This is a genomic window from Microbulbifer maximicatervae (SeqCode), assembly GCF_052468295.1.
Map to the genome: position 1 here is coordinate 706,421 of NZ_CP174340.1, position 26,067 is coordinate 732,487.

30 protein-coding genes are annotated in these 26,067 nt (G+C 49.8%); 17 read left to right on the plus strand and 13 right to left on the minus strand.

Going from position 1 to position 26,067, the window contains the following annotated elements:
* Positions 1-133: 133 nt before the first annotated feature.
* Positions 134-1,021 (plus strand): TolB-like translocation protein, encoded by an 888-nt coding sequence (locus tag ACJJIQ_RS03555; RefSeq protein WP_445363723.1) that lies wholly within the window; start codon positions 134-136, stop codon positions 1,019-1,021.
* Positions 1,022-1,555: 534 nt separating this feature from the next.
* On the plus strand, positions 1,556-1,957 hold the full coding sequence (locus tag ACJJIQ_RS03560) for a GFA family protein (protein WP_445363724.1): 402 nt from the start codon (positions 1,556-1,558) through the stop codon (positions 1,955-1,957).
* A gap of 171 nt (positions 1,958-2,128) precedes the next feature.
* On the opposite strand, the gene ACJJIQ_RS03565 is transcribed toward ACJJIQ_RS03560, so the two are convergent.
* The 6 genes from ACJJIQ_RS03565 to ACJJIQ_RS03590 all read right to left on the minus strand — a co-directional run bounded on the left by ACJJIQ_RS03565 (position 2,129) and on the right by ACJJIQ_RS03590 (position 7,929).
* Positions 2,129-3,427, minus strand: a complete 1,299-nt coding sequence (locus ACJJIQ_RS03565; RefSeq protein ID WP_445363725.1) for a HupE/UreJ family protein — start codon at positions 3,425-3,427, stop codon at positions 2,129-2,131.
* A gap of 28 nt (positions 3,428-3,455) precedes the next feature.
* Positions 3,456-5,240, minus strand: a complete 1,785-nt coding sequence (locus ACJJIQ_RS03570) for a hypothetical protein (RefSeq protein WP_445363726.1) — start codon at positions 5,238-5,240, stop codon at positions 3,456-3,458.
* 58 nt (positions 5,241-5,298) lie between these two features.
* Positions 5,299-5,784 carry a hypothetical protein gene (locus ACJJIQ_RS03575; protein WP_445363727.1) on the minus strand — a complete coding sequence of 162 codons (486 nt, stop codon included), beginning with the start codon at positions 5,782-5,784 and terminating at the stop codon, positions 5,299-5,301.
* Between the two features lie 151 nt (positions 5,785-5,935).
* Positions 5,936-6,547, minus strand: coding sequence for a TPM domain-containing protein (locus tag ACJJIQ_RS03580; protein ID WP_445363728.1), 612 nt, complete (start codon positions 6,545-6,547; stop codon positions 5,936-5,938).
* Complete coding sequence (locus ACJJIQ_RS03585; RefSeq protein ID WP_445363729.1) at positions 6,547-7,293, minus strand: TPM domain-containing protein; 747 nt, start codon at positions 7,291-7,293, stop codon at positions 6,547-6,549. Before ACJJIQ_RS03585 ends, ACJJIQ_RS03580 begins: the two co-directional genes overlap by 1 nt.
* A gap of 21 nt (positions 7,294-7,314) precedes the next feature.
* A complete protein-coding gene (locus tag ACJJIQ_RS03590) occupies positions 7,315-7,929 on the minus strand; it encodes a LemA family protein (protein ID WP_445363730.1) in 615 nt (204 codons plus the stop codon).
* Between the two features lie 86 nt (positions 7,930-8,015).
* Between ACJJIQ_RS03590 and ACJJIQ_RS03595 the strand changes: the two genes are divergently transcribed.
* From ACJJIQ_RS03595 to ACJJIQ_RS03630, 8 genes are all read left to right on the plus strand, one after another.
* A complete protein-coding gene (locus tag ACJJIQ_RS03595) occupies positions 8,016-8,552 on the plus strand; it encodes a YaeQ family protein (protein WP_282931942.1) in 537 nt (178 codons plus the stop codon).
* 14 nt (positions 8,553-8,566) lie between these two features.
* A complete protein-coding gene (locus tag ACJJIQ_RS03600) occupies positions 8,567-9,049 on the plus strand; it encodes a YajQ family cyclic di-GMP-binding protein (protein ID WP_108733959.1) in 483 nt (160 codons plus the stop codon).
* Between the two features lie 11 nt (positions 9,050-9,060).
* Positions 9,061-10,005 carry an SdiA-regulated domain-containing protein gene (locus tag ACJJIQ_RS03605; RefSeq protein WP_445363731.1) on the plus strand — a complete coding sequence of 315 codons (945 nt, stop codon included), beginning with the start codon at positions 9,061-9,063 and terminating at the stop codon, positions 10,003-10,005.
* A gap of 246 nt (positions 10,006-10,251) precedes the next feature.
* Complete coding sequence (locus ACJJIQ_RS03610; RefSeq protein WP_445363732.1) at positions 10,252-11,190, plus strand: hypothetical protein; 939 nt, start codon at positions 10,252-10,254, stop codon at positions 11,188-11,190.
* A 64-nt stretch (positions 11,191-11,254) separates the two neighbouring features.
* Positions 11,255-12,190, plus strand: coding sequence for a YjiK family protein (locus tag ACJJIQ_RS03615; protein ID WP_445363733.1), 936 nt, complete (start codon positions 11,255-11,257; stop codon positions 12,188-12,190).
* 13 nt (positions 12,191-12,203) lie between these two features.
* The gene (locus ACJJIQ_RS03620) at positions 12,204-12,794 is read left to right on the plus strand and encodes a uracil-DNA glycosylase family protein (protein ID WP_445363734.1); all 591 of its coding nucleotides are present in this window, start codon (positions 12,204-12,206) and stop codon (positions 12,792-12,794) included.
* Between the two features lie 2 nt (positions 12,795-12,796).
* Positions 12,797-13,519: a uracil-DNA glycosylase gene (gene ung, locus ACJJIQ_RS03625; protein ID WP_445363735.1), complete on the plus strand. Its 723-nt coding sequence runs from the start codon at positions 12,797-12,799 to the stop codon at positions 13,517-13,519.
* Between the two features lie 272 nt (positions 13,520-13,791).
* Complete coding sequence (locus ACJJIQ_RS03630; RefSeq protein WP_445363736.1) at positions 13,792-14,031, plus strand: DUF1059 domain-containing protein; 240 nt, start codon at positions 13,792-13,794, stop codon at positions 14,029-14,031.
* Positions 14,032-14,189: 158 nt separating this feature from the next.
* Here ACJJIQ_RS03630 and ACJJIQ_RS03635 read toward each other — a convergent pair whose 3' ends face one another.
* From ACJJIQ_RS03635 to ACJJIQ_RS03655, 5 genes are all read right to left on the minus strand, one after another.
* Positions 14,190-14,735, minus strand: a complete 546-nt coding sequence (locus tag ACJJIQ_RS03635) for a hypothetical protein (protein WP_445363737.1) — start codon at positions 14,733-14,735, stop codon at positions 14,190-14,192.
* Between the two features lie 186 nt (positions 14,736-14,921).
* Positions 14,922-15,473, minus strand: a complete 552-nt coding sequence (locus ACJJIQ_RS03640) for a hypothetical protein (protein WP_282931950.1) — start codon at positions 15,471-15,473, stop codon at positions 14,922-14,924.
* Positions 15,474-15,669: 196 nt separating this feature from the next.
* Entirely contained in the window at positions 15,670-16,710 is a 1,041-nt protein-coding gene (ygfZ, locus tag ACJJIQ_RS03645; protein ID WP_445363738.1) for a CAF17-like 4Fe-4S cluster assembly/insertion protein YgfZ, read from the minus strand.
* A gap of 264 nt (positions 16,711-16,974) precedes the next feature.
* Positions 16,975-17,445, minus strand: a complete 471-nt coding sequence (locus ACJJIQ_RS03650; protein ID WP_445363739.1) for a hypothetical protein — start codon at positions 17,443-17,445, stop codon at positions 16,975-16,977.
* Between the two features lie 43 nt (positions 17,446-17,488).
* Positions 17,489-17,941 (minus strand): hypothetical protein, encoded by a 453-nt coding sequence (locus tag ACJJIQ_RS03655; RefSeq protein ID WP_445363740.1) that lies wholly within the window; start codon positions 17,939-17,941, stop codon positions 17,489-17,491.
* A 686-nt stretch (positions 17,942-18,627) separates the two neighbouring features.
* On the opposite strand from ACJJIQ_RS03655, the gene ACJJIQ_RS03660 reads away from it, so the two are divergent.
* Complete coding sequence (locus tag ACJJIQ_RS03660) at positions 18,628-18,873, plus strand: FAD assembly factor SdhE (RefSeq protein ID WP_445363741.1); 246 nt, start codon at positions 18,628-18,630, stop codon at positions 18,871-18,873.
* The gene (locus tag ACJJIQ_RS03665; RefSeq protein WP_445363742.1) at positions 18,848-19,300 is read left to right on the plus strand and encodes a protein YgfX; all 453 of its coding nucleotides are present in this window, start codon (positions 18,848-18,850) and stop codon (positions 19,298-19,300) included. The genes ACJJIQ_RS03660 and ACJJIQ_RS03665 overlap by 26 nt, the downstream gene beginning before the upstream one ends.
* Before the next feature lie 36 nt (positions 19,301-19,336).
* Here the strand turns inward: ACJJIQ_RS03665 and nadB are convergent, their stop codons facing one another.
* Positions 19,337-20,944 (minus strand): L-aspartate oxidase, encoded by a 1,608-nt coding sequence (nadB, locus tag ACJJIQ_RS03670; RefSeq protein WP_445363743.1) that lies wholly within the window; start codon positions 20,942-20,944, stop codon positions 19,337-19,339.
* Between the two features lie 178 nt (positions 20,945-21,122).
* Between nadB and rpoE the strand changes: the two genes are divergently transcribed.
* The 5 genes from rpoE (at position 21,123) to ycjG (ending at position 25,293) form a co-directional block, all read left to right on the plus strand.
* A complete protein-coding gene (gene rpoE, locus ACJJIQ_RS03675; RefSeq protein ID WP_108733945.1) occupies positions 21,123-21,737 on the plus strand; it encodes an RNA polymerase sigma factor RpoE in 615 nt (204 codons plus the stop codon).
* A 118-nt stretch (positions 21,738-21,855) separates the two neighbouring features.
* Positions 21,856-22,560: a sigma-E factor negative regulatory protein gene (locus ACJJIQ_RS03680; protein ID WP_444898008.1), complete on the plus strand. Its 705-nt coding sequence runs from the start codon at positions 21,856-21,858 to the stop codon at positions 22,558-22,560.
* 1 nt (position 22,561) lies between these two features.
* Positions 22,562-23,800, plus strand: a complete 1,239-nt coding sequence (locus ACJJIQ_RS03685) for a MucB/RseB family sigma factor regulatory protein (RefSeq protein ID WP_445363744.1) — start codon at positions 22,562-22,564, stop codon at positions 23,798-23,800.
* 12 nt (positions 23,801-23,812) lie between these two features.
* The gene (locus ACJJIQ_RS03690) at positions 23,813-24,262 is read left to right on the plus strand and encodes a SoxR reducing system RseC family protein (protein WP_445363745.1); all 450 of its coding nucleotides are present in this window, start codon (positions 23,813-23,815) and stop codon (positions 24,260-24,262) included.
* Positions 24,263-24,345: 83 nt separating this feature from the next.
* Positions 24,346-25,293: an L-Ala-D/L-Glu epimerase gene (gene ycjG, locus ACJJIQ_RS03695; RefSeq protein ID WP_445363746.1), complete on the plus strand. Its 948-nt coding sequence runs from the start codon at positions 24,346-24,348 to the stop codon at positions 25,291-25,293.
* Here ycjG and mpaA read toward each other — a convergent pair.
* Positions 25,281-25,985: a murein tripeptide amidase MpaA gene (gene mpaA / locus ACJJIQ_RS03700; protein ID WP_445363747.1), complete on the minus strand. Its 705-nt coding sequence runs from the start codon at positions 25,983-25,985 to the stop codon at positions 25,281-25,283. The two genes, ycjG and mpaA, sit on opposite strands and share 13 nt — an antisense overlap.
* Positions 25,986-26,067 lie beyond the last annotated feature (82 nt).

Sequence of the window (26,067 nt, forward strand, 5' to 3'; positions counted from 1 at the left end):
GAGGTCTGAACCTTCGCTATAGAGTCGCTTTTGTGTATATTTCATACAAATAGTCGGCAGATCACACCTCTTCTCACAAGAATCAGACAAAATTCATATGGGCGTCAGGTGTTATAAAGCCTGAATAGATACATTGGTTGCTTATTACTTCATGTTTAAGCAAGGATATGTCATGAGGCACCTTTGTATTTCAATGGTTCTACTCTCACTCCTAATTTTGAGTGTTAACAGTTATAGTCAGGATACACCGACAGCTCTTGAAGGGCCCTATCTTGGACAGAAACCTCCTGGGTTAACTCCAAAGTTATTCGCTCCTAATCCCTCGAAAGAGTATCGGGATTGGGGTGGTTACTTCACGCCTGATATGCAGGAGTACTACGTTACAAGAAGATATCACCAAAGTGGCGAGTCTTCGAAAGTTGTATTCAAGCTTGAGGGTAATCGTTGGTATGAATCGGAAGTGGCCTGGGGTGGCTCTATCTCACCTGATGGTCAAACAATGTATTCTAGAAATCGATACAGAGAGCGCACTGATAATGGTTGGTCAGAACCTAAAAGCCTGGGGCCACTATTTGAAGACTTTCGTATCATGCGCCTTACGGCTTCTGCAAAAGGAACGTTTGTATTTGATGAAGTAGGTTCAAATGGAGATGGTATTCTTCGCTATTCGCGTCTGTTAGATGGTAAGCGTGAAGTGCCAAAACCCTTTGGAAAGCAGATAAATACAGGTAAGTGGACTGCTCACCCGTTTATTGCTCCTGATGAGTCCTACATTATCTGGGATAGTGAAAGAGAGGGTGGATATGGTGATAGCGATATGTACATCAGTTTTCGCCAACAAGATGGCTCATGGGGTGCGGCGATTAACTTCGGTGATAATATCAATACAGAAGGGGAAGATGGTGGTGGATATGTAACACCTGATGGGAATTACCTTTTCTACTGTCGGCGTTGTACTCCACCGAATTTTGAAATAATGTGGGTAGATGCGAAGTTTATTGAGGCCCTTAGACCTAAATAAAATTTACACTAAGCTACGCCTAGTTCTCTGTATCTATCATTATTTTGCTAAATTTTAAATTCTTTAATGATATTTCCGGTCTTCACGATACATGAAGCCCCGGTTGATTCCGCAGCAACCTGTTAAGTTGTATAGAATCCTTTCACCAGATAAGAAAGTGAGCGCCACACTAAGTGTGTGGGCGCTGACTTTTATAAATTACTCAACTCAGCCTCTATTAGCCATTAACTATCGAAAACTTGAATCAATGTTGAGAGAAATAAGGTTAGATTAAGGTTTGTGCAAATAGATATGCGCACCACAAAAGCCTGTTCTTTCTGATAACATTTTATCTATTTGGAGCGGAAGTTCAGCCTGAGACATTTATTGTAGAACAGATAGCTAATACCGGAGTTAAAATTAGCTGGAGGGATTGTTCAGTGCGAATAGATGCTCTTTTGGGGCTCTATGATCGGTTAAAATCTATACAAGGTGGTGTAGATGTCTCAGATATGTGGGCTTTGTATCTTTATATTACTAAAAAGGAGTGTCTTTTTGACTAAAGGTGAATGCAATTGTGGAGAGATAGCTTATGAGATACAAGAATCCCTCACAGATTTATATATGTGCCACTGTTCAATCTGTCGTCGTTCCACAGGGAGTGGCGCTATTACTGTAGCTATTGTGCCTACCGAGAAGTTTAGTTGGGTTAAAGGTAAGGAGAACCTTAAGTATTGGTCTAAGCCCGGGCATGATTGGCATACAAATTTTTGCGCTACTTGCGGTTCGACTCTGCCCGGAGATAATGATGCTTTAAATACTTACATTCCTGCAGGAAGCTTGGTAGATGGTAACGAGAATCTAAAAGTGGTTCATCATTTATGGGTTGACTCAAAGGCCTCTTGGGAAGTAATAGGTGACGCCGGGAAGCAGCATCCCAAGGGGTTTGGGTCTTAATTTATTTAACGTCCTGGTTTATTGCGCTTTATATTTTTACTCATTATTACGTGTGTAGTGACAGGGAGATTAATTTTGGAGTGAGTTTTGTCTCTGGATCTTGAGAATACAAGGCATTTTTAGGTGTATTATCTCGGCTGTAATAACCAGAGAGAAAACTCATTCTCCTGTTTAGAAAATTGCCGAAACAAGCTCATATCCTCCATCTAATGTCCATATAAAAGCAATTGCGCTACAGAGTCCAGCAACAGAATAACGTATCCGGATTTCCCACTCCTTTTTCCATCGACTGGCCAAATAGGTAAGGGGCCATATGGCAAGAATTATGAGTACTTGCCCGGCTTCTATTCCCAGGTTGAAGGCCAAGAGGCTTTGCCAGATATTCGGGGAGTCAACTTGGAGTATTTCATGTAATACAAATGAAAAACCCAGGCCATGGAGTAGGCCGAGCATGCAGGTGCCGATAAAAATTGTACTTTCGCTGCCTGTGATCTTAGTGTCTTCCCTGTGTAGTGATATCCAGGCCATATAGATTATGGATAGGGCGATACCGGTTTCTACCATTGGTACGAACCAGCTGACTGTGGGAACAAAGCCAAAGAATCCGGCTGAGAGGGTGATACTGTGACCGATGGTAAAGCCGGTAGCGCGCCACAAGAGTAGCGGTAGGCTGAGTGCACCGAGGCTTAGGCAGAGTACAAACAACACGTGGTCCAGCCCCTTCAGGATATGGGCGATGCCCTCCGCCAGAAAAGTCTTCACAGCGTCTATTGAGGAGTGGGTAATCAGTAGTGGCTTTTGCATAAGACCGCGTGAGCGAAATACCTGGGTCCTACCTGGGTTGTAATCCAGTACCAGGTTGGCGGTGTCTTCCTGGTTGGGGAGGCCTGGGTTAAGAGAGCTGGATAGTTGGTATTCTCCAAGGGGAGCTTCCAGAGGGTAGTAGATCTGAATATCAACCAAGGTGTCGCCCACATACAACTTTTGATTGGTATCTTCAGGTAAGTATTGCTGCATAAATGCCTGCTGTGCCTCATCCAGCGTTGCAAAACCTGGTTCATTCCCTATCCGATACAAGCGCACGGCTTTTACATCGCCTTTTATTTGCTTGTCAGTACGGCGGAGAAAAGTGGCGCTCTCTGCAATATTACCGAGTCCTAGAGGCGCTAGCTCCAGCTGCTGGAAATCCACATAATGGACCAAGTCGCCTTGATCCAATGAGTTTTTGATATAGGGCGCGGGTTGCGGGAGTTTGCCAGTATAGGGGTCGCGACCCTTTCCTGCTTTATCTGCCAGTAAATAGGGCATAGGCACTCTCATATATAGGTTGGCACCACTGGCTGTGTGCTCGATATGGAAAATCCGTACATTGAAGTTAAGAAGAAAGTGCGCTTGTGCTTGCCCGCTGAGGCTGGATATGAGGAGGTATAGAACGATCATTGCGGGCAACTTGAGTGTGCTGTTTTTCATGGCTCAAACTATTTCTCTACTTTTGTTCTTACCGTACGGATAGGGGCGTAAATCCAGAGATTTTCCAGTGGTTATCAGACTGGATAATTGCGATATTGGCCCGGGTTTCTTGCGGTCTTTGTTCAAAGTGTCCCCAGCTTCGGTCCTCTACTACCGCCTGCCAACTTGTAATCAATCGGAACCCTTTATTGCCATTCAGGTTAATTTGGCTGGAGTACTCGACTTTAAGATTTGTAATAGTACTGATTGATCCCAAGCCACCACTCGTTGTTTGGGGGCGATAAATTTGTGCCAGATTTGAATAGGTACTTTCGAATCCTTCCTTGGTAATCAGGTTTTTTAGCTTTAATTCCAGATTGATCGGTAGAGGCTCTTTAAATGCGGCTGCAACTTTTAACAGTAGCTGTTCTGTTACTTGGCCCAAGTCCCGTTTTTTAGCGGTTCCTGGGAGGTTTACCCGGTATTCTTCTGGAAGATTGAGGTACAAAGCGCCAGCTGAAATTATTATGGCGGTATAGATAATAGTTGAACCCTTGCGGCCTAAAAGTGAGTGTTTGGTGGATAGTGTCAATACAATTATCGTAATAATAAGAAATGAAAATAGGATAGCCATAGGGACCGCCAGGCTAGGGGTTTCTATTACGAGTGGATCGCTATTTGGAGGTCGGTAATCGTATAGGTAGTTGTGCCACTGAATATCAGGAAATGAGGGAATTACATGGGTGGGGAATGGGCCTGTGGGGTCCTGAATAAGGGTGGGAATGGAGTTGATCGTATCGGTGAATATATTCCAGTCTACGGTAACACTCTGGGGCAGTGCATCGATGGAAAATTTTTCCCGGTAGCCAATCATCACTGAGCCCATTTCAATAGTGTCATTCTCTGAAATCTGTGAGTACCCGCTATTATTTGCGCGAAGAAAAACAGTCTCAATGCTATTTGGCTGTGAGGGCGACTGATCAATAGAAGTTGGATTTTTATTATTTAGATAGCTGCGTACTGTGTGGTGCAGGAAGGCCTTACTTTCTGGTGTTAATGGTTGCCAGGCATCAAAAGGGTGATTGGTCCACTCCAGTAAGTCCTTGGTGCGCACGAGTATCTCATGGCGTATCTGGCGGGGCTCTACGTAGAGGAAAGACATTAGAGGGTAGCGATTATGCCGACTAATGTCGGTGTTCTTAAAATGTGTATTCCATGGGTCTTTCCAGTCGATAATGAGTGGCTCAGGTTGGGATAGGTAGTGAAAGCCGCTGATAGGTGTTTGCCCGTGGCGACTGGTAAAGCCAATTGTCACGGATGCCAGCTTATCACTACCGATGGGTGGTTTTAGTTGCAGGTCTGAAAGTCCACCGATTGGATATTTCAGCTGAGTTAAAAGAATCTTTTTATCTGCTGGGAAATCCGACATTTTTATGCCGGTGCGGGGATCGGTTTGCCCAGCAAAAGGAGAAACTCTAGGTTTTCTCTGGGCTACTCGAATTGAGATGAGTTTGGGCTTAATGCTCTTATTTCCAGAGAGTACTTGAAAGTCGAAAGATTTCTGGATTTTTGCTGATTGTGCCAGTCGATAAATATCTGGTGTATCTTCAATTTCTGGCCAAAATAGTTTGGCATCGCTTGCTGATATCTCGAATCTAATGTTTAGGAGATTTTTTTGTATATCAATCTCCGCAATATTGTTGGCGGTCTCAGCGCCACTTAAGCTGATGAGATCAGCCTTGCTGGTTGTTGATAATGCACAGATGAATAATATCAGGGCCAGGCTGATAAGTATTTTGTTGAATGATAAATAAAATTTCGTTTCGGGAGTCATGTGTTGGTTGAGCAGATTTTATCAGTTGCACCTTGTTCATTTTTGAAGGGATATTAATTTAGTCTGGTGATTCAAGATCAGTACCGAAGGTTGCATTGACTTCCCCGTAAATTTTCCCAAACAGCTTTGTATAAATTACTTTTCCGCCATAAATAGTAGGTACGAATACAACCTCAGTAGGGGCAGCTGGTAACTTTTCGGACTCCGGCTTGGTACTGCTGGGGTCCCAAGTCAGAAAATACACTTGCCGGTTATTGATGGCCCATTCCACCCTGAGAGCGACGAGATCGCCAATGTGGTTGCTGCACTGATGCTCGACATGAAATGTTAATTTATCGCTGTTACCCAATGCCGGCAGGAAGTAGGTGGTGGCTTGCTTTGGGCGAGGGGAGACTATACGAGTGCCCGGGAAGTAACCGTCCCCGATTGCCGAAGTCGTATTTTTCTTTTGTAGTTCTTGAGACCAGAGAGCGGCACTGAATCCAGATACCAGTAACAGAAGAGTAATACTGAAAAGCTGCGATAGGGTTTTAGTCGTAATCATCTTCTTGTATAGAGTTTACTTATGGGTTTTATGCCTTTAGGCAGCTTAGTTGATGATTCAAGTCACAATAGGAGGGTAGATTGGTATGGCGTGGAGTTTCGTTTTGAAACTTGAATAAGTTGGTGTTGCCAGTTTTGGGGGATACGGGGATTTAATTGATGACGACTAGATGATTCGGTAGTTCATCTTTAATGGTGCTGGTGGGTATCGCTTCGTGAAGTAGATCTCCGCATTGCTCAATACATACCAGTAATGCCTCTCCTGCTTTTCCCCGCTTGATTTGTTGCACAAAATTTTCCACTACTCTCTGCCAGTTGTCATTGGTGATGTGTTGGGCAATGCCTCTGTCGGCCAGTATTTCCACATAGTGTTCGGCTTCTGAAACAAATATCAGTAGCCCGAGTCGATCCTTGGTTGCGTGTAAATCCTGCTCCAGAAATTGCCTGCGGGCTAAGTTTGAAGCTCGCCAGAATTTTATTTTCTTTGGTACCAGGCGCATGGTGATGGGGCGCCAGCGGAATATTACTGCCAGGACAATAAATAAAATCCACTGAAGCGTCACCGCCTGTTGGAGGTTGATCCAGAACGGCAGGAATTCGATCAGAGGGGAGACTAACAGTGTTAGGAATGCGGCCCATAGGGTAGAGATATAAAGGTAGTTGTCCGCTTCCTTGGCGACCACAGCCATGACTTCAGCGTCGGTGCGAGACTCTACTTCCTTGATCGCCTCTGCTACCTGGCGCTGATAAGTATTGGTAAGCATTACCATCCTCCCGATGCGCCCCCTCCGCCAAAACCTCCGCCGCCCCCGCTAAACCCGCCCCCAGAGCTGCCGCCGGATAGACCTCCGCCAAATCCGCCTCCACCATAGTAGCCGCCGTAGCGCCCCCGCTTAAAAATACGGCTCTGTACAGGTGAACCCAGTGCGGCACTGCCGAAGAGGTGTAGCATGACCAGCAGAAGGAACAGGCCGACCAGTACAGCAATTCGGCGTCCCTCTTTGGTTTCTACGGGTTCAGCGACATATTCATTTTTCGTCGCGGCGATAATTGATCGAACCCCTGCATTGATTCCGCCGCTAAAATCGCCATTGCGAAACTCTGGCAGTACTTTGGTTTGGATAATATTTGCCGCCAATGCATCGGTTAGGGCTCCTTCCAGGCCGTAGCCGACTTCGATACGGACCTTTCTATCATTGGGCGCAATCAGGAAAAGCACTCCATTGTCTTTGTCTTTCTTTCCTAGCTTCCACTTGCGTGCCAGTTGGTTGGCATACTCCTCTATAGTGATGCCCTGAAGCTCGGGGATGGTGGTGACAACCAGCTGATTGTCGCTGTCGCGCTCATACTGCTGTATCAACTCAGTAAGTTGGTATCTCTCATCGGCCTTTAACAACTCTCCCTGATCTACTACCCGGCCGGACAGCGCTGGAAACTGTACATCGGCCCAGGCTGCTAAGGCACAGACCAGAGCGATCAGGGTGGTTATGGTAAGACTGGGGCGGTTCATTTTGGGGTCGATGGCGCCTGTCTATTGGAAGTTGACCTCAGGTGCCTTGTCGGCATCTTCACTGGTGGCTTCGAAAGTTTCTCGAAGCGGCATATCCCTGTAGAGCACGGCATGCCAGATTCTTCCTGGAAAAGTGCGAATCTCGCGGTTGTAGCGCTCTACAGCCTGGATATAATCCCGGCGCGCGACACTGATGCGGTTTTCGGTGCCCTCTAACTGAGATTGCAGTGTGAGGAAGTTCTGGTTGGCTTTGAGGTCGGGGTATCGTTCTACCACCAACATAAGGCGGGATAGCGCGCTGGTTAACTGGCCTTGTGCTGCTTCGAACTGTTGCAGCTTGGCTGGGTCATTGAGAAGGTTGCCGTCAACCTGGAGAGAGCTGACTTTGGCCCTGGCCTCAGTGACGGCTTGTAGGGTTTCCCGTTCGTGGGATGCGTAAGCTTTTACGGTTTGCACCAGATTGGGAACCAGATCGGCACGGCGCTGGTATTGGTTTTGAACCTGGGCCCAGGTGGCTTTAACCTGCTCGTCATAGGTTGGGATATTGTTGACACCACAGCCGCTGAGGGTGGTTGCCAGCAGCAGTAGCAGTGAGCTCTGCCATAAGGGCCAGCCGCTGGGGAGCGCAGAGGTCATGCGGAATATCCTTATTCTCACGTGAACCCATCAAGAATAGTCCGCCTGACTCCCGGCGCTGGAGAAGGCATCACCATGGAGCCAAAATGGCGCTAAAAGCAACAATATTTAAGGCCAAAGTCCAGATATCCGATATGGACAGGGATTATTACGCCGAACATCCGCTCACTTTGGCGCGACATCCTTCGGAAACAGATGAGCGTATGATGGTGCGCCTACTGGCTTTTGCGCACAATGCGGCGGAAACGCTGGAGTTTACCCGGGGATTGTCCTCCGATGAGGAAGCAGATCTCTGGCAAAAAAACCTGAGCGGGGAAATCGATCTCTGGATCGAAGTGGGGTTGCCCACTGAGGAACGAATTCGCAAAGCCTGCAACCGCTCGAAGCGCGTTATCGTATACAGTTACGGGCGCCGTGCAGCACCAATCTGGTGGCAGAAACAGGCCAGCCAATTGGAGCGCTTTGATAACCTTACCGTCTACCATTTAGCCGCTGATGCCACTGAGCAATTGGCGGCTATGGCTGAGCGCAATATGGACCTGAGTGCAACCATTCAGGATGGCCATATCTGGCTGGCTGATAGTGACAACAACGCGGAGATTACTCCGGAAACCTGGAAATAGGAGCAGACAACTTAATGCCTTCTTTTGACATTGTATCTGAAGTGGATAAGCACCAACTCACCAATGCTGTGGATCAGGTGAATCGCACTATTACCAACCGCTTCGACTTTAAAGGTGTGGATGCGGAAGTGGAGATGAGTGAGTTCTCCCTGGTAGTTCGCGCTGAAGTGGACATGCAGGTAGACCAGATGGTGGATATGCTGCGCGGCGCACTGATCAAATGCGATATCGATCCACTGGCGATGGATGTAGGTGATAAAGAGCAGTCCGGCAAGCAGGTCAAATTGGACGTGACCCTGAAAAATGGCCTTGACAAAGAACTGTCAAAAAAGATTGTTAAGCTGATCAAAGATGAAAAGCTCAAGGTGCAGGCTGCCATTCAGGGTGAGCAGGTGCGTGTTACTGGCAAGAAGCGCGATGACTTGCAGCAGGTGATCGCCTTGTTACGCGGTAAAGAGCTGGAACAGCCATTGCAGTTTAATAACTTCCGCGATTAATTGGTTTTGTAGTGATCAAGCGTACTCTCTTCAGTGTTCTATCCGTGCTGTTGTCGCCACTGGCGATAGCCGCAGAAATTACCCCGGCTAGGTTGCTGGCCAGCTATTGGGTTGATAGTAGTGCAGGCCTGGATATTTCCGGCTTAAGTTTTTGTTCTGGAGATCTGCTGGCAGTCTCCGATAAGAATTCTGAAGAGATCTACACGCTTGAACTTCGCGATGACAGTGCCGACCTGGTATCACATCTTCGCTTAATCGGCCTTGGGATACCGGAGCAGGATGAGCCTGTCAGCGCTTGGGAAGGCTTCAAGGAGTTGTTCCGCCCGGCAGAAGATCTGGACTTTGAAGGTGTTACCTGTAGCGATGGCCAGGTTTATCTGGTCAGTGAGCATTACAACCGTATTGCCATCGTAGATATCGAGGGAAATGTACGCTGGCAGGAGCATAGCTGGTCGGCATTAGCCAGGTCCCAGGGGTTTCTAAAGAAGACCAATGCTTCCAGCGAGGGGTTGGTGAAAGCCGACGATACTTTCTGGGTGGCCATGGAGCGCGAACCCCGTGGTTTGTTGAGGCTTAATGCAGATGGCGAGGCCAGCACACTGACTCTGCCTCAAGTAGATGGCCTGGACTTTGCTGGCCGTTCAGAGGACTTGGCGGGATTGGATTACCACAACGGCGCACTCTTTACCTTGGAGCGCAACGCCCACGCCGTGTGCCGCAGGGCACTTCCTAGCCTGGAAGCCGAGTGGTGCCTGGATTATCGCGCCCTTGAAGAATCTCCCGAGCGGGTTTATGAAGAAACCCGCTATGGAAAGGGCGAGGGGCTGGCAGTTGGAGAGCAGGGTATTTTCGTTATCCTCGACAACAATAGTATCGGCCGTGCCCTGGCGCCTGACGACAAGCGCGCGCTGTTGTTGCATCTGGCAATGCCAGATGAGGCCAGTAGGCAGCAATAATTGACTCTGTCTGGCGCCGTACTTTCCGGGAGTCGGCGCTAATCCCATCCTTTTAGTTCTCTCCCGCTCAACAACTCCCTCCATTTTTAAAATATCTTCTAGTCACTAGCGCTAAAATTGTTTAGAGCAATTGGGGTAACTATGCTGTGTACCAATAGCTATTGGGACCTTACAGCTTGGTAGTGTCTGTTGGCCGCAGGGAATCTCCCGGTTCTTAAATCACTTTGGCGATAAATTGGAAGGATCGTGATTAAGCGTATTTTTTTAACTATCGTATGTGCGCTCTTGTCATCCATGGGGCTGGCAGCTGAAATTATTCCCGCCAAAAAAATAGCTCATTACTGGGTGGATGATAGTGCCGGGTTAAGCATATCTGGACTGAGTTTTTGCGATGGAAAAATGGTTACGGTGTCGGATAAGCAATCCAGGGAGATCTACCAGATAGTATTAGGAGATAGGAGTGCAACCTTGGAGCCTTATATCAAGCTGGCTGGGCTCCGGGTTCCGAAAAAAGATAGGCCTACTAATTTATGGCATTTCCTACTGGATCTTACTCGCCCAGCCGCAGCGATGGATTTTGAAGCCATCACCTGTGCCGATGACAAGTTCTATTTGTTGAGTGAACGCTATAACCGCATAGCCGAAATAAATAAGGAAGGGAAGGGGTATTGGTTGGAGAATATGTGGTCGAACACGGCTAAAGCACAAGGCTATATGCAGGGATACAATCTCTCCGGTGTGGGATTACAGAAAGTGGGCGATGATTTTTGGATGGCCATAGAGCGCGACCCACGCGCCTTGGTAAAACTTGGCCCCAAAGGGAGCGTGCAGATTTTTACACCGCCGCCAGTAAAAGGGCTGGATTTTCGTGATGAGTCGGAAAATATGGCAGGCCTCTATTACTATGATGGGGCTTTGTGGACCCTGGAACCGAATGCCTATGCAGTTTGCCGCAGGGAATTACCCAGCTTGAAAGCTGAGTGGTGTCTGGATTACTGGGAACATGAAAACTCCTCTGAACTCGGCTACGAGGTATCGCGGACCGGTGGCAAGGGAGATGGTTTGGCTATTGGAGAGCGGGGCGTTTTTATTGTGTTTGACAATGATAATATCAGCCGTATTCACGACCCTCAGGATCGCAGAGCACTCTTATTACATCTGGCTCTACCAGATCAACCTGACTAAATACCAATAGAGACTTTCTATTATTGGGGTTCGAATAGTTGGGTTGTGTTTAATGGGGAATGTAATGATCAAGACAGTTTTCCTCACAATTAATTTCATATTTTTAGCATCCGTGGGAATGGCTGCTGAGATTTTTTTGGCCAAAGATATTGCTGATTACTGGATAGATAATAGCTCGGGTGTAGGTCTATCTGGTTTGAGTTTTTGTGGCCAATTAATAACGATATCTCCTAAAGAATCGGAAAAAATATATAGAATCAATTTGCACGGTCAGAGTGCGACATTAGAAAAATACCTAAAAGTTAGCGGCCTGCCTCCGCCCAAAAGGGGAGTAGCTGATAATGTTTCTCACTTTGTTATGGATTTATTGCGGCCTAAATCCGCAATGCGTTTTGGTGGAATATGTTGTAGAGACGACGGTACATTTTTATTGAGTGAACGTCACAATCGAATAGCAGAAGTGGACACAGATGGGAGTTCACGCTGGATTAATAACAAGTGGTCATCAGCAATAGAACACCTGGGTTATTCGCTGGGATTCAACAATGGCGGGGAGGGAATAGTTGAGGTTGGCGATGACTTGTGGGTAGCTTTAGAGCGGGAACCCAGGGGATTGTTAAAGGTGGGAAATAAAGGAGAGTTTCAAGTTTTCTCCTTGCCTTCTGTAGTGGGGCTGGATTTTGGAGACCACCCGGAGAATCTGAGAGGACTTGATTATCATGACGGCGCTCTTTTTACTCTTGAAAGCAACGCATATGCGGTATGTAGAAGAGCTCTGCCGAGCTTGCAAGCTGAATGGTGCTTGGTTTACCGTGAGATTGAAGAATCCCCGGAGCACGCCTATGAAGTGTCTCGGTTGGGGGGAATGGGGTCTGGAGTTGCTGTAAATAACCAGGGGGTATTTGTGGTTTTCAATAACAATAATATCAGTCGTGCCCGTGATCCCCAGGATCGCCGCGCGCGGTTGTTACATTTGGCTTTCCCCGACGGTAAACAATAGGGGCGTAAAATAGGTGGTAGTTGAGAAGTTACCGGCACTGCTAGAGGAAATACGGGCTTGTCGCCTCTGTGAAGAACAGCTTCCTCTGGGGCCGAACCCAGTCTTGAGGGCTGCAGTATCTGCACGCTTACTGATCGTCGGCCAAGCCCCGGGCACCAAGGTCCACGCGACCAGTATTCCCTGGAATGATCCCTCAGGAGATCGCCTGCGAGATTGGCTGGCGATTGACCGGGACACCTTTTACGACGAGTCCCAGATTGCCATTATTCCCATGGGCTTCTGTTACCCTGGGCGCGGCAAGGGCGGTGACCTGCCGCCGCGACCCGAGTGTGCCGCCACCTGGCATCAGCGCCTAATGGCACAATTACCCAACTTGCAACTGTCGCTGTTGGTGGGACAATACGCCCAGCGCCATTACCTCCCGCACTGGTATGGCAGTATTACCGAGAATGTTCGACATTACCGCGATGCACTGCCAGCGGGATACTTTCCCTTGCCGCATCCAAGCCCGCGCAACACCCTGTGGTTGCGTCGCAGGCCCTGGTTTGAGGAGGAAGTTGTGCCCGAGTTACAACACTATGTTAAAAAGATATTGAAGGTTTAAGAATGCCGGTTCCGGACAAAATAAAGATCCACCCCTCTTGGTACGATGTTTTGGGCGGGGAGTTTGACCAACCCTATATGACCCAATTGCGTCAGTTTTTAAAGGGGGAGAAGGCTGCCGGCAAGAAGATCTACCCAGTTGGTGGCCAGATCTTTAATGCCTTTAACTCCACACCTTTTGATCAGGTAAAAGTCGTTATCCTGGGTCAGGACCCATACCATGGCGTTGGCCAAGCCCATGGCCTGTGTTTTTCTGTGATGCCCGGAGTACGCATTCCCCCATCGCTGCAAAATATTTTTAAAGAGTTGCACTCCGATATGGGTATTCCTCCTGCACACCACGGTTGCCTGCAACCATGGGCAGAGCAGGGCGTGCTTTTGCTAAATGCCACCCTTACTGTTGAGGACAGCAAGGCCGGCGCCCACCAAGGGCAGGGTTGGGAGCAATTTACGGATGCGGCGATTCACAAGCTAGCGGAACAGCGTGAAGGGTTAGTCTTTGTTCTTTGGGGGAGCTATGCGCAAAAGAAGGGAGGCTTTATCGACCGCAATAAGCATTTAGTGTTGCGTGCTCCACACCCCTCCCCTCTATCTGCGCACCGGGGTTTCTTTGGAACCCGTCCTTTTTCCCAGGCCAATCACTGGTTGCAACAGCGTGGAGAAAAGCCAATTGAGTGGGCTTTGCCAGAGGCTGGTCAATTGAAGCGGATTGCTGTGGAGATTTAGTGGCTTGACCCGGATAGGTATTATCTATCCGGGTTTGTATTTATCCAGAGCGCCAAAAATTCTATTCCTGTTATCCTTCTCTTGGCTTTTAGATAAAAAATTTTTCTATTTTTCAGTGGTTATATGCGTCTACTCTCTGCTTCGGCAGTGTTTTGGGATGGAAATCTATCGAGGCTTGAAAGCCAATTAGAGCTATTATCTATTTTTGGCTCTTTTGAAGTTATTTATCTGTCAGATAAAATGTAACTTATGAAATCTAAGGTGATATTGCTATGAAAATGATGACTTGTAAGGAGTTGGGGGGTGCCTGCGATTTGGAGTTTCACGGGGATAGTTTTGAAGAGGTGGCGGAACTCAGTAAGATGCACGGAATCGAGATGTATCGTAAAAATGATGCCCAGCACTTACTGGCCATGAAGAAAATGCAGGAACTGATGAAGAATCCTGAATTGATGCAGAAGTGGTACGAGTCAAAAAAAGAAGAGTTTTCAGCTCTCCCGGATTGTAAATAGAGAAAATTAGTATTTATAGGTAAAAATCATTTGAGCGTAAAAAAATGGCGCTAAAGTCGTGCTGGAATTGACTGTGGATATAGGGCTTGAGTAAATCAGAAAGTATTTCCAGTTGAGTGGTGATATATTAATTGCTCAATAATCTTCTCTGTTTTGGATTAGCGACCCTTCACAGGGTGCCTCTTTTTGGTTTCAACGGCCTTCCAAAGAGGTCGCATTAATAGCCGGGCAAACGCAAAGCCGACAAAAAACAAGTTACAGATATAGGCTAAAAAATAAGGGCCAAACTCTCTTTCGAAAAATATGCCAGTAGCGTTGAGGGTGCTGACGATAACTACCGATGTAGCGATACTGAAAAGCCCATAGTAGGTAACTTTCATTACAATAGACACAAATTTGAAGTGTCTTTTTTTCCACAGATAGACAATAAAGCCTGTGGTGGCTATTCCCATCAAGGAGCTGCTTGTAGACCAAACATAGCCAGCATCGATACGGAAGTTCAAAAGTGCCAAAGAAAAGGCGGCGAGCAGTGCGCTGAATAGGCTGATATAGACAATCATGGCCAGGGACACCACATGACCCCTAGAGATACTCTCTATTCTCCTTGACTGAAAAGTGGCAACCATTGCCGCAAATCCTGCCAGCACTATGGATATTTCAATAATGACAAGCAATTGATCGATTTGTACCGACAGTTTTTCCATCTTCCGCTATTGTCCCAAGCAGAAAGGTTAAATAGGAAAGTTGATAACAGTATATGAGTGAAATGGAGAACTGGTAAGTTGTTTCCCGTCTCACAATTAGCTTTATTTTAACCCGCTTGCTATATGGTTAATAATTTTTGTTAGGTGTAGGTGTCCAATGGTTGGTGCCACACTTTTAGCTGAAAATCAGCCGGACGCCGCCGTTTTCTCCTTGTCGGTTCGGCCTAGTTCATTTTCTTTAACAGCTACCCATAATGGGCGCATAAGCAGTCTTGAAAATGCATAACCGACGACAAATAGGTTGCAAACAAAGGATAAAAAATACGGCCCATACTCCCTGTTGAAAACGATCCCTAGCGCATTCATGATATTGATAATAACTACTGAGCCGGCAATGCCGAAAAGAAGGAAATAGGTAACCTTGGCAACAATTGAAACAGATTTGAGTCGTTTCTTTATCCATAGGTAGCCGATAGAAAACGACGTAGCCACACTCATGGCAAAACTGCTTACTGACCACAGGGTGCGATCAGCGAGATCAAAATTGGATAGAGTCAGGGTGAAGGCAGCCAGTAATGCGTTGATCAAACTGATATAAATAATCATCGCGAGGGATACAATTCTTCCTTTGCCAAGATTTCTGCCTTTTCTGGGTTGGAGCGTGCCAACTATTGCAGCAAAGCCTGCCAAAATAATACAGCATTCAAGAACGACAATTAGTTGGTCTAACTCTTTCAATATTGCCTCCCTCTACTGCTTTATTACGCTGGAATTTTGACGCCTAGGGGAATATCTATAAATATAGTAGCGGTAGTAAGCTGCGTTTTGAGTGGTGCAAACCTTTTTGCTTTCCAGAGGTTTTTTCTGGTTGTTAACTCATAAACAAAAAAGGCGACTAAAAAGCCGCCTTTTTGATTAAAAGTAATTTTTCTGTTTAGGCCAGCGGGTCGGCATCTGCATCATAGGGGAGTTCCTCGATATCCAAAGTGCGGCCATCTTTCAGGTGTAAGGTTTCACCTGCGGCCACTTTGGCGATGGTGAGTACGGCGAGTAGCTGAATGCCTTCTTTGCTATGGCAGGCTTCCACCAGATTGCCAATACTTTGCTTTCCATCTCCAAAGATCTCCATGCCCGATTCAGGGAGATCACCCGAAGCGCAGCTGGCCCGGTAAAGGCGACGTTTGGCGGCGCCGCGGAATTGCATACGGGCAATTACTTCCTGGCCGGTATAGCAGCCTTTTTTAAAGCTCACGCCACCGAGCAGGTGCAGGTTGGTCATCTGCGGGATAAACATCTCTGTCGTGGCTGCGTCCACCTGGGGGATGCCGGCTTCAATTTGGCGCATTTGCCAACAGTCATAGCCGGTAGCTTCACACTCTGGTGATAGCTTTTGCCACAGTTGCTGGACCTTGCTGGTGGGTACCAGGATGGCTAGCTGCAGGTCGGTAATACATTGGGCAATGCAGCGCTCCCCTTCGAAGTCAAATAGCTTCACCTCGCCGACAGAGGGTTGCTCGAAGCCCAGCAGTTTGGAGGTGCGCTCTGCCACATCGCGCCCCTGCAGGCCTAACCAGTGGGTTTCATCACTGATGTCGTGCAGCTCTGTTTTGAAAAAGACGGCGTACTTGGCCAGCGCTTGCTGGGCGATGGGGGCCAAATCCTTTGGCAACCGGAAGATGAACTCACTTTGCGAAAGTTTCAGTGCACTAAAAGCACTGATCATACGCCCCTTAGGATTGCAGTGAGCTCCCAGGGTGCTGTGTTCATCGGGAAGGTTGATCAAGTCACAGGTGAGCTGCCCCTGTAAGAACTTCTGGCTGTCGGGTCCGGTAATGGAAATAGCTCCGATTGGGCCTAAGTCCAGCAGGTGTAAGCTTTGTGGGTCTTCGCGACTGGTAAGGGGAAAGTGGGCTTTGCCGCCCTCCCAAATGGCGCCTTCATTGCTGAGAAATTCCTGCCACTGTTGCTGGTCCATAGTCCTGCCACCTATATTTGTATTGGGGCAATATTTGGGGATCTTCACGCCTATTTCAAGTTTGGAGTTTCAGGAGGGGGTTTGTTGGACCTTGAGACTCGGGGGTCAGGGGAGCACCCCTAAGTGGCGATCTCTATTGGTGTTAGAGTGGAAGTATGAAGTGCTGGCAATTTGCACCCCCCAGGGTGGCGGGTGTTGGTACTCTTGCGGTACTTTGATGCGATACCTGGGGGTTGAACTGTTCTACCTCATATTTGCAGTGAGTCAGCAATCATCGAAAAAACTTGCCAGCTTTCTACGTTGTGCTTTGGTGTAGGCTTCTGTAAAAATCAGGTACTCACTTTGCCCTTCTCCATAGTCGACTACGCCTAGCTTTCCAATGAACTGAAAGCTCTTTATTCCGGTCAAGTCCAGCGCTGCCCAGGCCATATGGCCACTTGGTATTTTCTCTTGCTCCTCTTCTTCCAGCAGTATTGGGAAAAGCAAACGCTGTCCGCTTCTGTCATAGGAGCAAAAGGGCATGTCCCGTATCAGGTATGCCTTCCGCCAGTATTTATAAAGCATATCTCCCAGTATATATACACCTAGAAAAATTCCTACCGATATTGCTCCCTCTGAGAGCATAAACAATCCAGATATTGCTGCTCCCATCAAAAAAAGAGACGCAAAACCTGCTATCAGGCTACGTCGAATAAACCGGCCCTTTCCATCAATTTCAATGAACTGTTCTGACACTTTTCTTTCCGCTTAATTATTTTGTCTTTCTCTGGGGGCTGGATTACATCCAGCCAGCCAAACCGCCTTGCAAGTTCATCCCTTCCAGTTCTCGATAGCCTTGTACCTGATTATAATCAATCAGCTTTTGAAGGAAGGACTGCAATTCCTGCCGCTGGTGGTAAGCAAAATGTCTCAAGTCGATAACGGTTTGGTTGTCCTCCCCAAACTTTAAGACAAGGTCCGTAGTATCCTGGGGAAAATCGAAGCCCCTCACTGTTGCCGCATCAAAAATCAAGTATTGTTCAGTGTTCATATTTAATAGCAGGGTAATTTTATGCCCATTTGGCAAATACAGAAACAGTGCGACTTTCCGCTGTATAAGATGAGCCGTAAAAAAGAACAACCAAAACATAAACACAAAGCCCCCTATCAGCGCTGAGATAAGCCAGAATGCCTGCATATCTCTTTGGGAGGTTTCTCCGATGAAAAAATATAATTGCAGTGCGCCAAGCACTGCCGCTGTCAGTAGCATTGTCTTGGAGAAAAAGCTTACAGCGGATTTCTGTGTCCCCATTAAATAAAACCTGTCCAGCATTATCCTTCCTGTCAGTTATAAATAAATCAGGCGGCCAAAGTTGTGGGCGCTTCCAAATTAGTACCGAAAGTACTTGAAATTTTTTTATTCAGTTATTCATTCTACGTGAATCAGGTGTCGCTTGATATCCCATTGTGGCATCCGTCAGGAAATTTATTTTTCACTGCAAGCGCTTTGTTTTTGTAAGTCGATGCGTTTCGATATTTTCAATAGACTATTCGGACTTTCATGCAGTAATTACTGATTTTTTAGTGGTGGGCGCGAAGAGCTTCAAGCTACATATTGATACGGACCCATAGACTTTCAGGCATGCATGGGGGGCATTTGCCTCGGGCACGAGTCGAAGTAAACCCCCTTAACGGGAGTCTCGGTGTGCTGATCGGGTCGGTCTGCGGTGCTGTAAGGGTTCTTTTTGCGGGGGAGAGCTAGTGCCTGATCGTCTCCAGGTGGGGGTGTCTGCAAGGGCCCACAAGTCACAGCGCCATAAATAGAGACTGGTGATCTCAGGGGGGAGACTCTGGGGTCGGAGGGGAGGGTATTAGCGTCTTTTTCAAGTTTGGTGGGGCAGGGGGTATACTGCGCTTTTAACCTGGTTGGAAAGAAGTATGGATCGCAACCGCCTGTTTTGGGCTAGCCGCCGAGGCATGTTGGAATTGGATCTGGTGTTGCTGCCGTTTCTCGATAATGTTTACGAAACCCTGGAGCCTGAGGATCAACAGCGCTATATCCGCCTGCTCGATGAGCAGGATCAGGATTTGTTTGCCTGGTTCCTGCGCCGTCAGGACCCGGAAGATCCCGAGCTGATGCGCATTGTGCAGATTATCCGTGACAACACCGGCTTGCAGGAATAACGCGCCTCTTCAAGTCTATGAGCGCAGCGCCCGCTTGAACTGCGTCGTTGCGCCTTCCCCTCTTTTACGGCTGCTTTTATTGCTGGCTGCCTTTTTAGCGGTCCTGCTGATCTGGCTCTGTGAATTACCCCTGTTTCTATCCTGGTTCTTCAGTGCGCTAGTGCTGGTGTATACGCTTATTGAGTGGCGCCGTGTCAGGGCGTTGAAAGGGGTGTTATCGACTCGGGAACGCAAGTGGTTTTGGTGTCGGGAGGGGCAAGGGAAGCGTGAATTTCAATTTGTTGGGGAGCTGGTACTGTGGCGCTGGCTAGTGGTGATTAATGGACGCGATGCTTTCGGGCACTCCCTGCGGCTGGTGCTTGCCAGGGATATGCTGGAGGCTGGGGATTGGCGCAGGCTGCAAGTGGCGCTGCGCTTTTCTCGCTAGGGCAATGGGGCTGGGGGAATACTTACCCCAGCCCACCTAAATGAACTGACGTTGACCGGCGAAATTCTCCGGTACCAGAATGGTGTCCATAGCCAGCTCCCGCAGTTGCGGGTAATCGAGCGAGTAGTGCAGTCCCCGGCTTTCGCGCCGATCCAGGGCTGAGCGGATAATCAGCTCTGACACCAGAGAGAGATTGCGCAGCTCCACCAAGTCGCTGCTGACCCGGTAATTGGCATAAAACTCGCGGATCTCCTTCTGGAGCAGTTTAACCCGGTGCTCGGCCCGCAGAAGCCGTTTGCGGGTGCGCACGATGCCCACATAGTCCCACATAAAGCGCCGTAGTTCGTCCCAGTTATGGGAGATCACGACATCTTCGTCTGAGTCTGTAACCCGTGAGGCATCCCAGTCGGGTGAGGGGCGGGGCGCTTGCACCATGCCCAGGTGCTCATCAACATGTAGTGCTGCAGAGCGCGCATAGACCAGGCACTCCAATAGGGAGTTGCTGGCGAGCCGGTTGGCGCCGTGCAGGCCAGTAAAGGTGGTCTCGCCTATTGCGTAGAGCTGATCCAGGTCGGTGCGGCCGTGGCGATCGACCATAATGCCACCGCAGGTATAGTGAGCTGCTGGTACTACCGGAATGGGCTCGCGGGTGATATCAATACCGTAGCGAAGGCAGTTGCTATAGACCGTTGGGAAGTGATCGCGCACAAACTGAGGATCTTTATGGGAGATGTCCAGGTAAAGGCAGTCTGCTCCCAGTCGCTTCATCTCGTGGTCGATAGCGCGGGCGACGATATCCCTTGGTGCCAACTCACCCCGCTTGTCGAAGCGGTCCATAAACCGGCTGCCGTCTGGAAGTTTGAGCACCGCCCCTTCGCCGCGCAAAGCCTCTGTGACCAGTAAGGCCTTGGCCTTGGGGTGATAAAGGCAAGTGGGGTGGAATTGATTGAACTCCATATTCGCCACGCGGCAACCGGCGCGCCAAGCCATCGCGATCCCATCGCCGCTGGCACCGTCCGGGTTACTGGTATAGAGGTAGGCTTTGCTGGCACCACCGGTGGCCAGAACGACAGCTTTTGCCTGTACCAGCTCAACTTCATCGGTATTTTTATCAAGCACGTAGGCGCCTGCACAGCGGAATCGGCCTTTCTGCGGATCGGGCTGGCGAATCAGGTCAATGGCGACATGGTGCTCAAAACAGTCGATATTTGGGCTGTTCAGTACCTTGGTGATCAGTGTGCTGTGCACCGCTCGGCCGGTGGCATCGGCGCTATGGATAATGCGCCGGTGGCTGTGCCCCCCCTCTTTGGTGAGGTGGTAGCCCTCTTCTTCTCGGGTGAAGTCCACTCCCTGATCGATCAGCCAGCGGATTGCAGCGGTGCTCTCTTCTACGGTAAAGCGCACGGAAGCGGGGTGGCAGAGTCCTGCACCCGCGTCTAATGTGTCTGCAATATGCGACTCAACCGAATCCATCTCATCCAGCACTGCGGCGATGCCTCCCTGGGCGAACCAGGTGGAGCCATCTTGCAATCTCTGCTTGGAGAGCAGGGCCACGCGATACTGGGAGGCGAGATGCAGGGCCAGCGTAAGGCCTGCTGCACCGCTTCCAATTACGAGAACGTCGTAGTTTGCCTGGGCATTCATAGATTTCAATTATGTTTAAGGGTCGCGTAGTATAGCGCCTCCTGATTATTCGTCGATTTGACGTGGAACTTATGTCCTATTGTCATTGTCATCAACACAGTAAAAGAAACGCCTGCGCCGGTGGCCCCGCAGTCAAGTTTTGTGGCGCCCGCAGTGTGGCTGGATATGGGAGTTGGGGATGACAGCGCATCAGGCGTCAACGAGTGACCGTGAGTTGGTGGAACGGGTACAAAAAGGGGACAAACGCGCTTTTGATCTTCTTGTGCTCAAGTACCAACACAAAATTGTTGCTGTAGTGAGTCGGTTCATTAAGGACCACAGTGAAGTACAGGATGTAACCCAAGAGGCTTTTATCAAGGCTTATCGTGCTCTTGCCAATTTTCGTGGCGAGAGCGCTTTTTATACATGGATGTATCGGATTGCGATCAATACCGCCAAGAACCACCTGGTTTCCCGCAGTCGTCGGCCGCCATCTTCTGATGTTGAATTGGAAGATGCCGAGTTTTACTCGGGTGCTGACCTGCTGCGCGATAACGAGACACCTGAGAGCCAGATGTTTCGCGACCAGCTGGAAGCGGCGGTGCATCGCGCTATTCGCGCACTGCCAGAGGATCTGCGCTCAGCGGTAACGCTGAGGGAGCTTGAGGGACTTAGCTACGAGGAAATCGCCGAGGTTATGGGATGCCCGGTGGGAACCGTGCGCTCTAGGATATTTCGCGCACGGGAGGCGATAGACCGGACAGTCCAGGCCGTGATGGCCGGCGAGCCGGAAACACTGGGTGACAGGAGTTAAAATTGCGGAAAATTTTCCCAGTCGGGGAAACCAACTGCTCAGACTCCGGTCATAACATGTAACCAAATATGGTGCTTGTGGGCACCGAATAAATGATTGCACAAGAGGGTTAACCCCTATGTCCCACGGGAATCATCAGGAACGTCTTAACGAGTCGCTCTCGGCGCTCATGGATGGCGAAGTCAGCGAACTGGAGCTGCAACGGCTTCTGAAGGCCAGCGCGGCCTCTGAAGAGTTCGGTGAGCGCTGGTCGCGTTACCAACTTGCGGCGAGTGTTATGCGCCGCGAACAGGTCGCGCCGGTCGACATCGGCCTTGCAGCGAGTATTTCTGCCGCCATCGATGAGGAAGAGCCTCTGTCGCAAAACGGCAATGGGGGATCTGCGGTTGCTGGCAATTTGGTCAACAATCGCTGGTGGCGTCCGCTGTCCCGTGGTGCTGTTGCTGCGACGGTGGCCTTTGCTGCCATTTTGGGTGTGCAGCAAATGACAGATTCTCCACAGAGCGCTATTCAGGGGGCAAACCAGCCGGTAGCTTCGGTAGAACGGGAGGCTCAGCCGGTCGTTCAGTCTGCACCGCAGCCTTCCGGTTTCTATGTGCCCGCCCCTTCCACGCGCTCAGTGAGCACTGCGGCTCCCCGCTTTGTGCCGGAACAACGCACCGGTGTTGTGGGGCAGGCCGTAATTCAGCAGGCCCCGACTCCCGAGTTGATGCGCCACCTGAATCGCGTAATGATTCAGCACTCAGAACAAGCCGCTCATGTGGGCAGTCAGGGCATGGTTCCCTTTGCTCGCGCCACTTACGGCGAACAGGTTGGAATGTAGTGTGACGAAAGTCGAAACCAGGGGGCGCCGAATTTTCAGCGGGATTCTCAAGGCCAACGGTCTACTGTTGGCCTCCTCGTTGTTGGCACCCATGTCATTTGCCCAGGTTGACACTGGGGTCGAACCCAGTGCCCCCACCACCATCAATCTCGATATGAGTACTGCTCCCGCAGCAGCCCCAGCTGTAGTGGAGGTTGCTATGACAGATGGGGGCTCGGTTAAGGTGGAAAGCCCTGCCGCAGTACCGGCCGATCCAGCAACTGCAGCTCCGGAAGGCGCTGTTGGTACCGTGCCGGCGCAAGAGGGGGTGACATCTGGTGTAGTTAATCTCAATCCTGCGAATCTCAACCCTGCAGCGCAGAGCGGCATGGTAAGCCCGGGTGTGGTGAGTAATAACGAGGTTGAGCATTGGCTAGCCAAGTTGGCAAAGGCAGTAACTGAGCTTGAATACAGTGGTCTGGTGACCTTTGAGCATGCGGGCCTCCTGGAGACCTTGCAGGTAGTTCACGCGGTTCGAGAAGGTGAGCAGGTAGAGCGCGTGCGCTACCTCAGTGGTGAGCCTAGAGAGTTGATCAGCCACGGCAGTGCCGGAAATTGCGATGTCAGTGCTTCGCCAAGAAATCGTGCTACAGCATGGAACTCGGCGGGCCAACAACAGGCTCAGCGCGCCTACCAATTTATCTTGCGGGGTGAGGAGCGAATCGCGGATCGCGATGCTATTGTGATTGAGGCGCGACCGAGGGATCGCTATCGCCTGGGCTTGGTAGTGAGTCTCGATAAACAGACTGGGCTGCCGTTGAAGACCATGCTGGTTAGCACCCAGGGCCGCGTACTGGAGCGTTACCAGTTTGTACAACTGGATCTCTCCCCTGTAGAGGATGCCGCACTACAGGCGGTCTCCAATAATGCCCGGCGCATCGATAATCGGAATGAGTGTACGGCTTCACAGAGCCGCTGGCAGGTGGGCTGGTTGCCCGATGGTTTCCGGGTAGTATCCGTCAAGCCGTTATCTGATGGCGACATGATGGTGTTTAGCGACGGGCTGGGAGTGTTCTCTGTATTTGTCCAGCGCCTCGGTCCAGAACTTGAGGGTTTTAAAGGCCGCGCAATCCGCGGAGCCACAACAGCCTATATGGACCGCTTGGAAATTGAAGGTGTTGCTTACACTGTAACAGTGGTGGGTGAAATCCCCGAAACTACAGCGCGCCGTGTTGCCAGCTCAATTACCGCAAAGAGCTAAGTGAGCATATAGGTGCTTCAAGAGCGTGGTCGGGTGGTGGCCATAGAGTCCGATGCTATCTGGGTGGAGGCCACCCAGAGTAGCGCCTGTAATGGCTGTTCTACCAAGTCCAGCTGTGGGACCGGATTACTGGGCGATCTGTTTTCTTCTTCGACCCGCGTTAAAGTAGCTCTCAACGGTTTTTCCGCAGATAAAATCCACCTCGATGATGTGGCGGTAATTGGTATTACCGAGAATGCCCTGACCAGTAGTGCCTTGCTGGTTTACCTCGTCCCCTTGATGTCCCTGGTGCTAGTTGCACTGATTGGGGATTCGCTCTTCGCTGAACCCGGTGCTGTAATTGGGGCCTTGATCGGTCTGGTCTTCGGTGCTTTGGGAGTTCGCTGGTACAGTAGGTCCCAGTCGCAAAACCCCACCTACACCCCTGTACTTCTGCAGATTGAGCCCTCCCAAAAGAAATAGTCCGTCGCCTCCGCCTTCGCCAGCTAGCCCTCGTCTCCCTGGCCTAAACTGAGAGTTCCTTTTATTGCCTGGAGGCTCTGCCAATGAGGGCTCGCTGTTTTGATGAGCGCTGGCCTCTACGTACTGCATTTGTCATCTCTCGTGGCGCGCGCACTGAGGCTCAAGTTGTGGTGGTGGAGCTTAGTGATGGTGAAGTCTCTGGCGTCGGTGAGTGCACGCCTTATGCTCGCTATGGAGAAAGTGCTGCCTCTGTTTTGCACCAGCTGCAGCCAATGCTCAAAGAGGTGAGTGATGGGTTGACCCGAGAGCAATTACAGCTGCGTATGCCTGCCGGAGCGGCGCGAAATGCATTGGATTGTGCGCTGGCAGATTGGGAGGTTAAAAAAGCGAGGCGTCTACATCCGGCTCCGGATTTTCTCCCTACCGTACAGACATTAGTTGTTGATAGTCCCGAGGCAATGGCAAGTGCTGCGAAAATTGCTGTGACGGCGGGAGCTGATGTTCTCAAGTTGAAACTCGATGACCAACATGTGCAAGAAAGGGTGTCGGCAGTACGCTCTGCAGCACCGGATGCCAGGTTGGTGATTGATGCCAATGAGGCATGGCGAAAAGAGACCTTGTTACAGAGATGTCATGATTTAAGCGAGCTGGGGGTGGCGATGCTTGAGCAGCCACTTCCTGCGAGTGAAGATGAATTTTTGGAGAGCTTTGAGCACCCGCTGACGATTTGTGCGGACGAGAGTTGCCATACTCGGGAAGATCTGCCGAAGTTGCTCAAACGCTATGAGATGGTCAATATCAAGTTGGACAAAACTGGCGGGATTACCGAGGCCCTGGCACTGACAGATGAAGCGACTGATCTCGGCCTGGAAATTATGTTGGGATGTATGCTTTGTACCTCTCGGGCTATCCGAGCAGCCTGGCTCTTGGGAAGTCGAGCGAGCTTTCTGGACCTGGATGGGCCCACCTGGCTGGCCCGCGATGTGGAGCCCCCTCTGCGTTTCGAGGCAGGAAGAGTTTATTGGTCGTAAGTCAGCAGATCAATTAGTGCTTGCAGGTAGTCTTCACTTGCCGCATCAGCTGATATTGGGGGGAATTCAAGGGTAATACAGGGCAGTGTTTGTTCTGCGCACCAGGTGCCGAATGATCCAGGGGTCTGGTAACCCACATCCCCAACCAGAGGGAGCTTAAAATCGCTGGCAAGCTGCATTCCCAGAGGGCTGTTGCTGGGGTCCTCGACACAGGCAAGGGGCTCGTGAATGGAAACGGTCCAGGTCGGTCCCAGCTTTGCAAGCAGCTGGCAAAGTGCAGAGGTCTCGGGTTCAGAGGCGGCGCTATCACCTGTACTTAACCGAACATCGCGTTTTTCCGCAGCACTGTTCCACCGGTAGACATTGCCACTGCCATCCCAATTTGCAGTGGCAAAGTTGCGGTTGAGATCTACGCCGCGTGCGTTGGCCCTGGTGCCCAGCTGGCAGCCATCCGGATTGACAGCGAGGATTACGTGATGCCTCAATGAATTGGTGGAGAGGGCCCGCAACGCGCAGGATAGAGCGACGACTGCGGCGACTTCATCTCCGTGGGTACCGGCCATAATGAGGCCGTGGTGGGTACCGGTTTGCGCGGGAAAATAGAGTAGGGGGGCGCCCAAAACACTTTGGCCGTAGAGCTCAGTGGGCAGGTGAAACTGACCGCGTTCTGGACGCGGGCGCATTTCGGACATCGTTAACTCTTTACACAGTTTTACAGTCTGTTGTAGAACTTTGGTGACTAGATCGCCACTAAGTCGTTACTGAGAGTCCCTA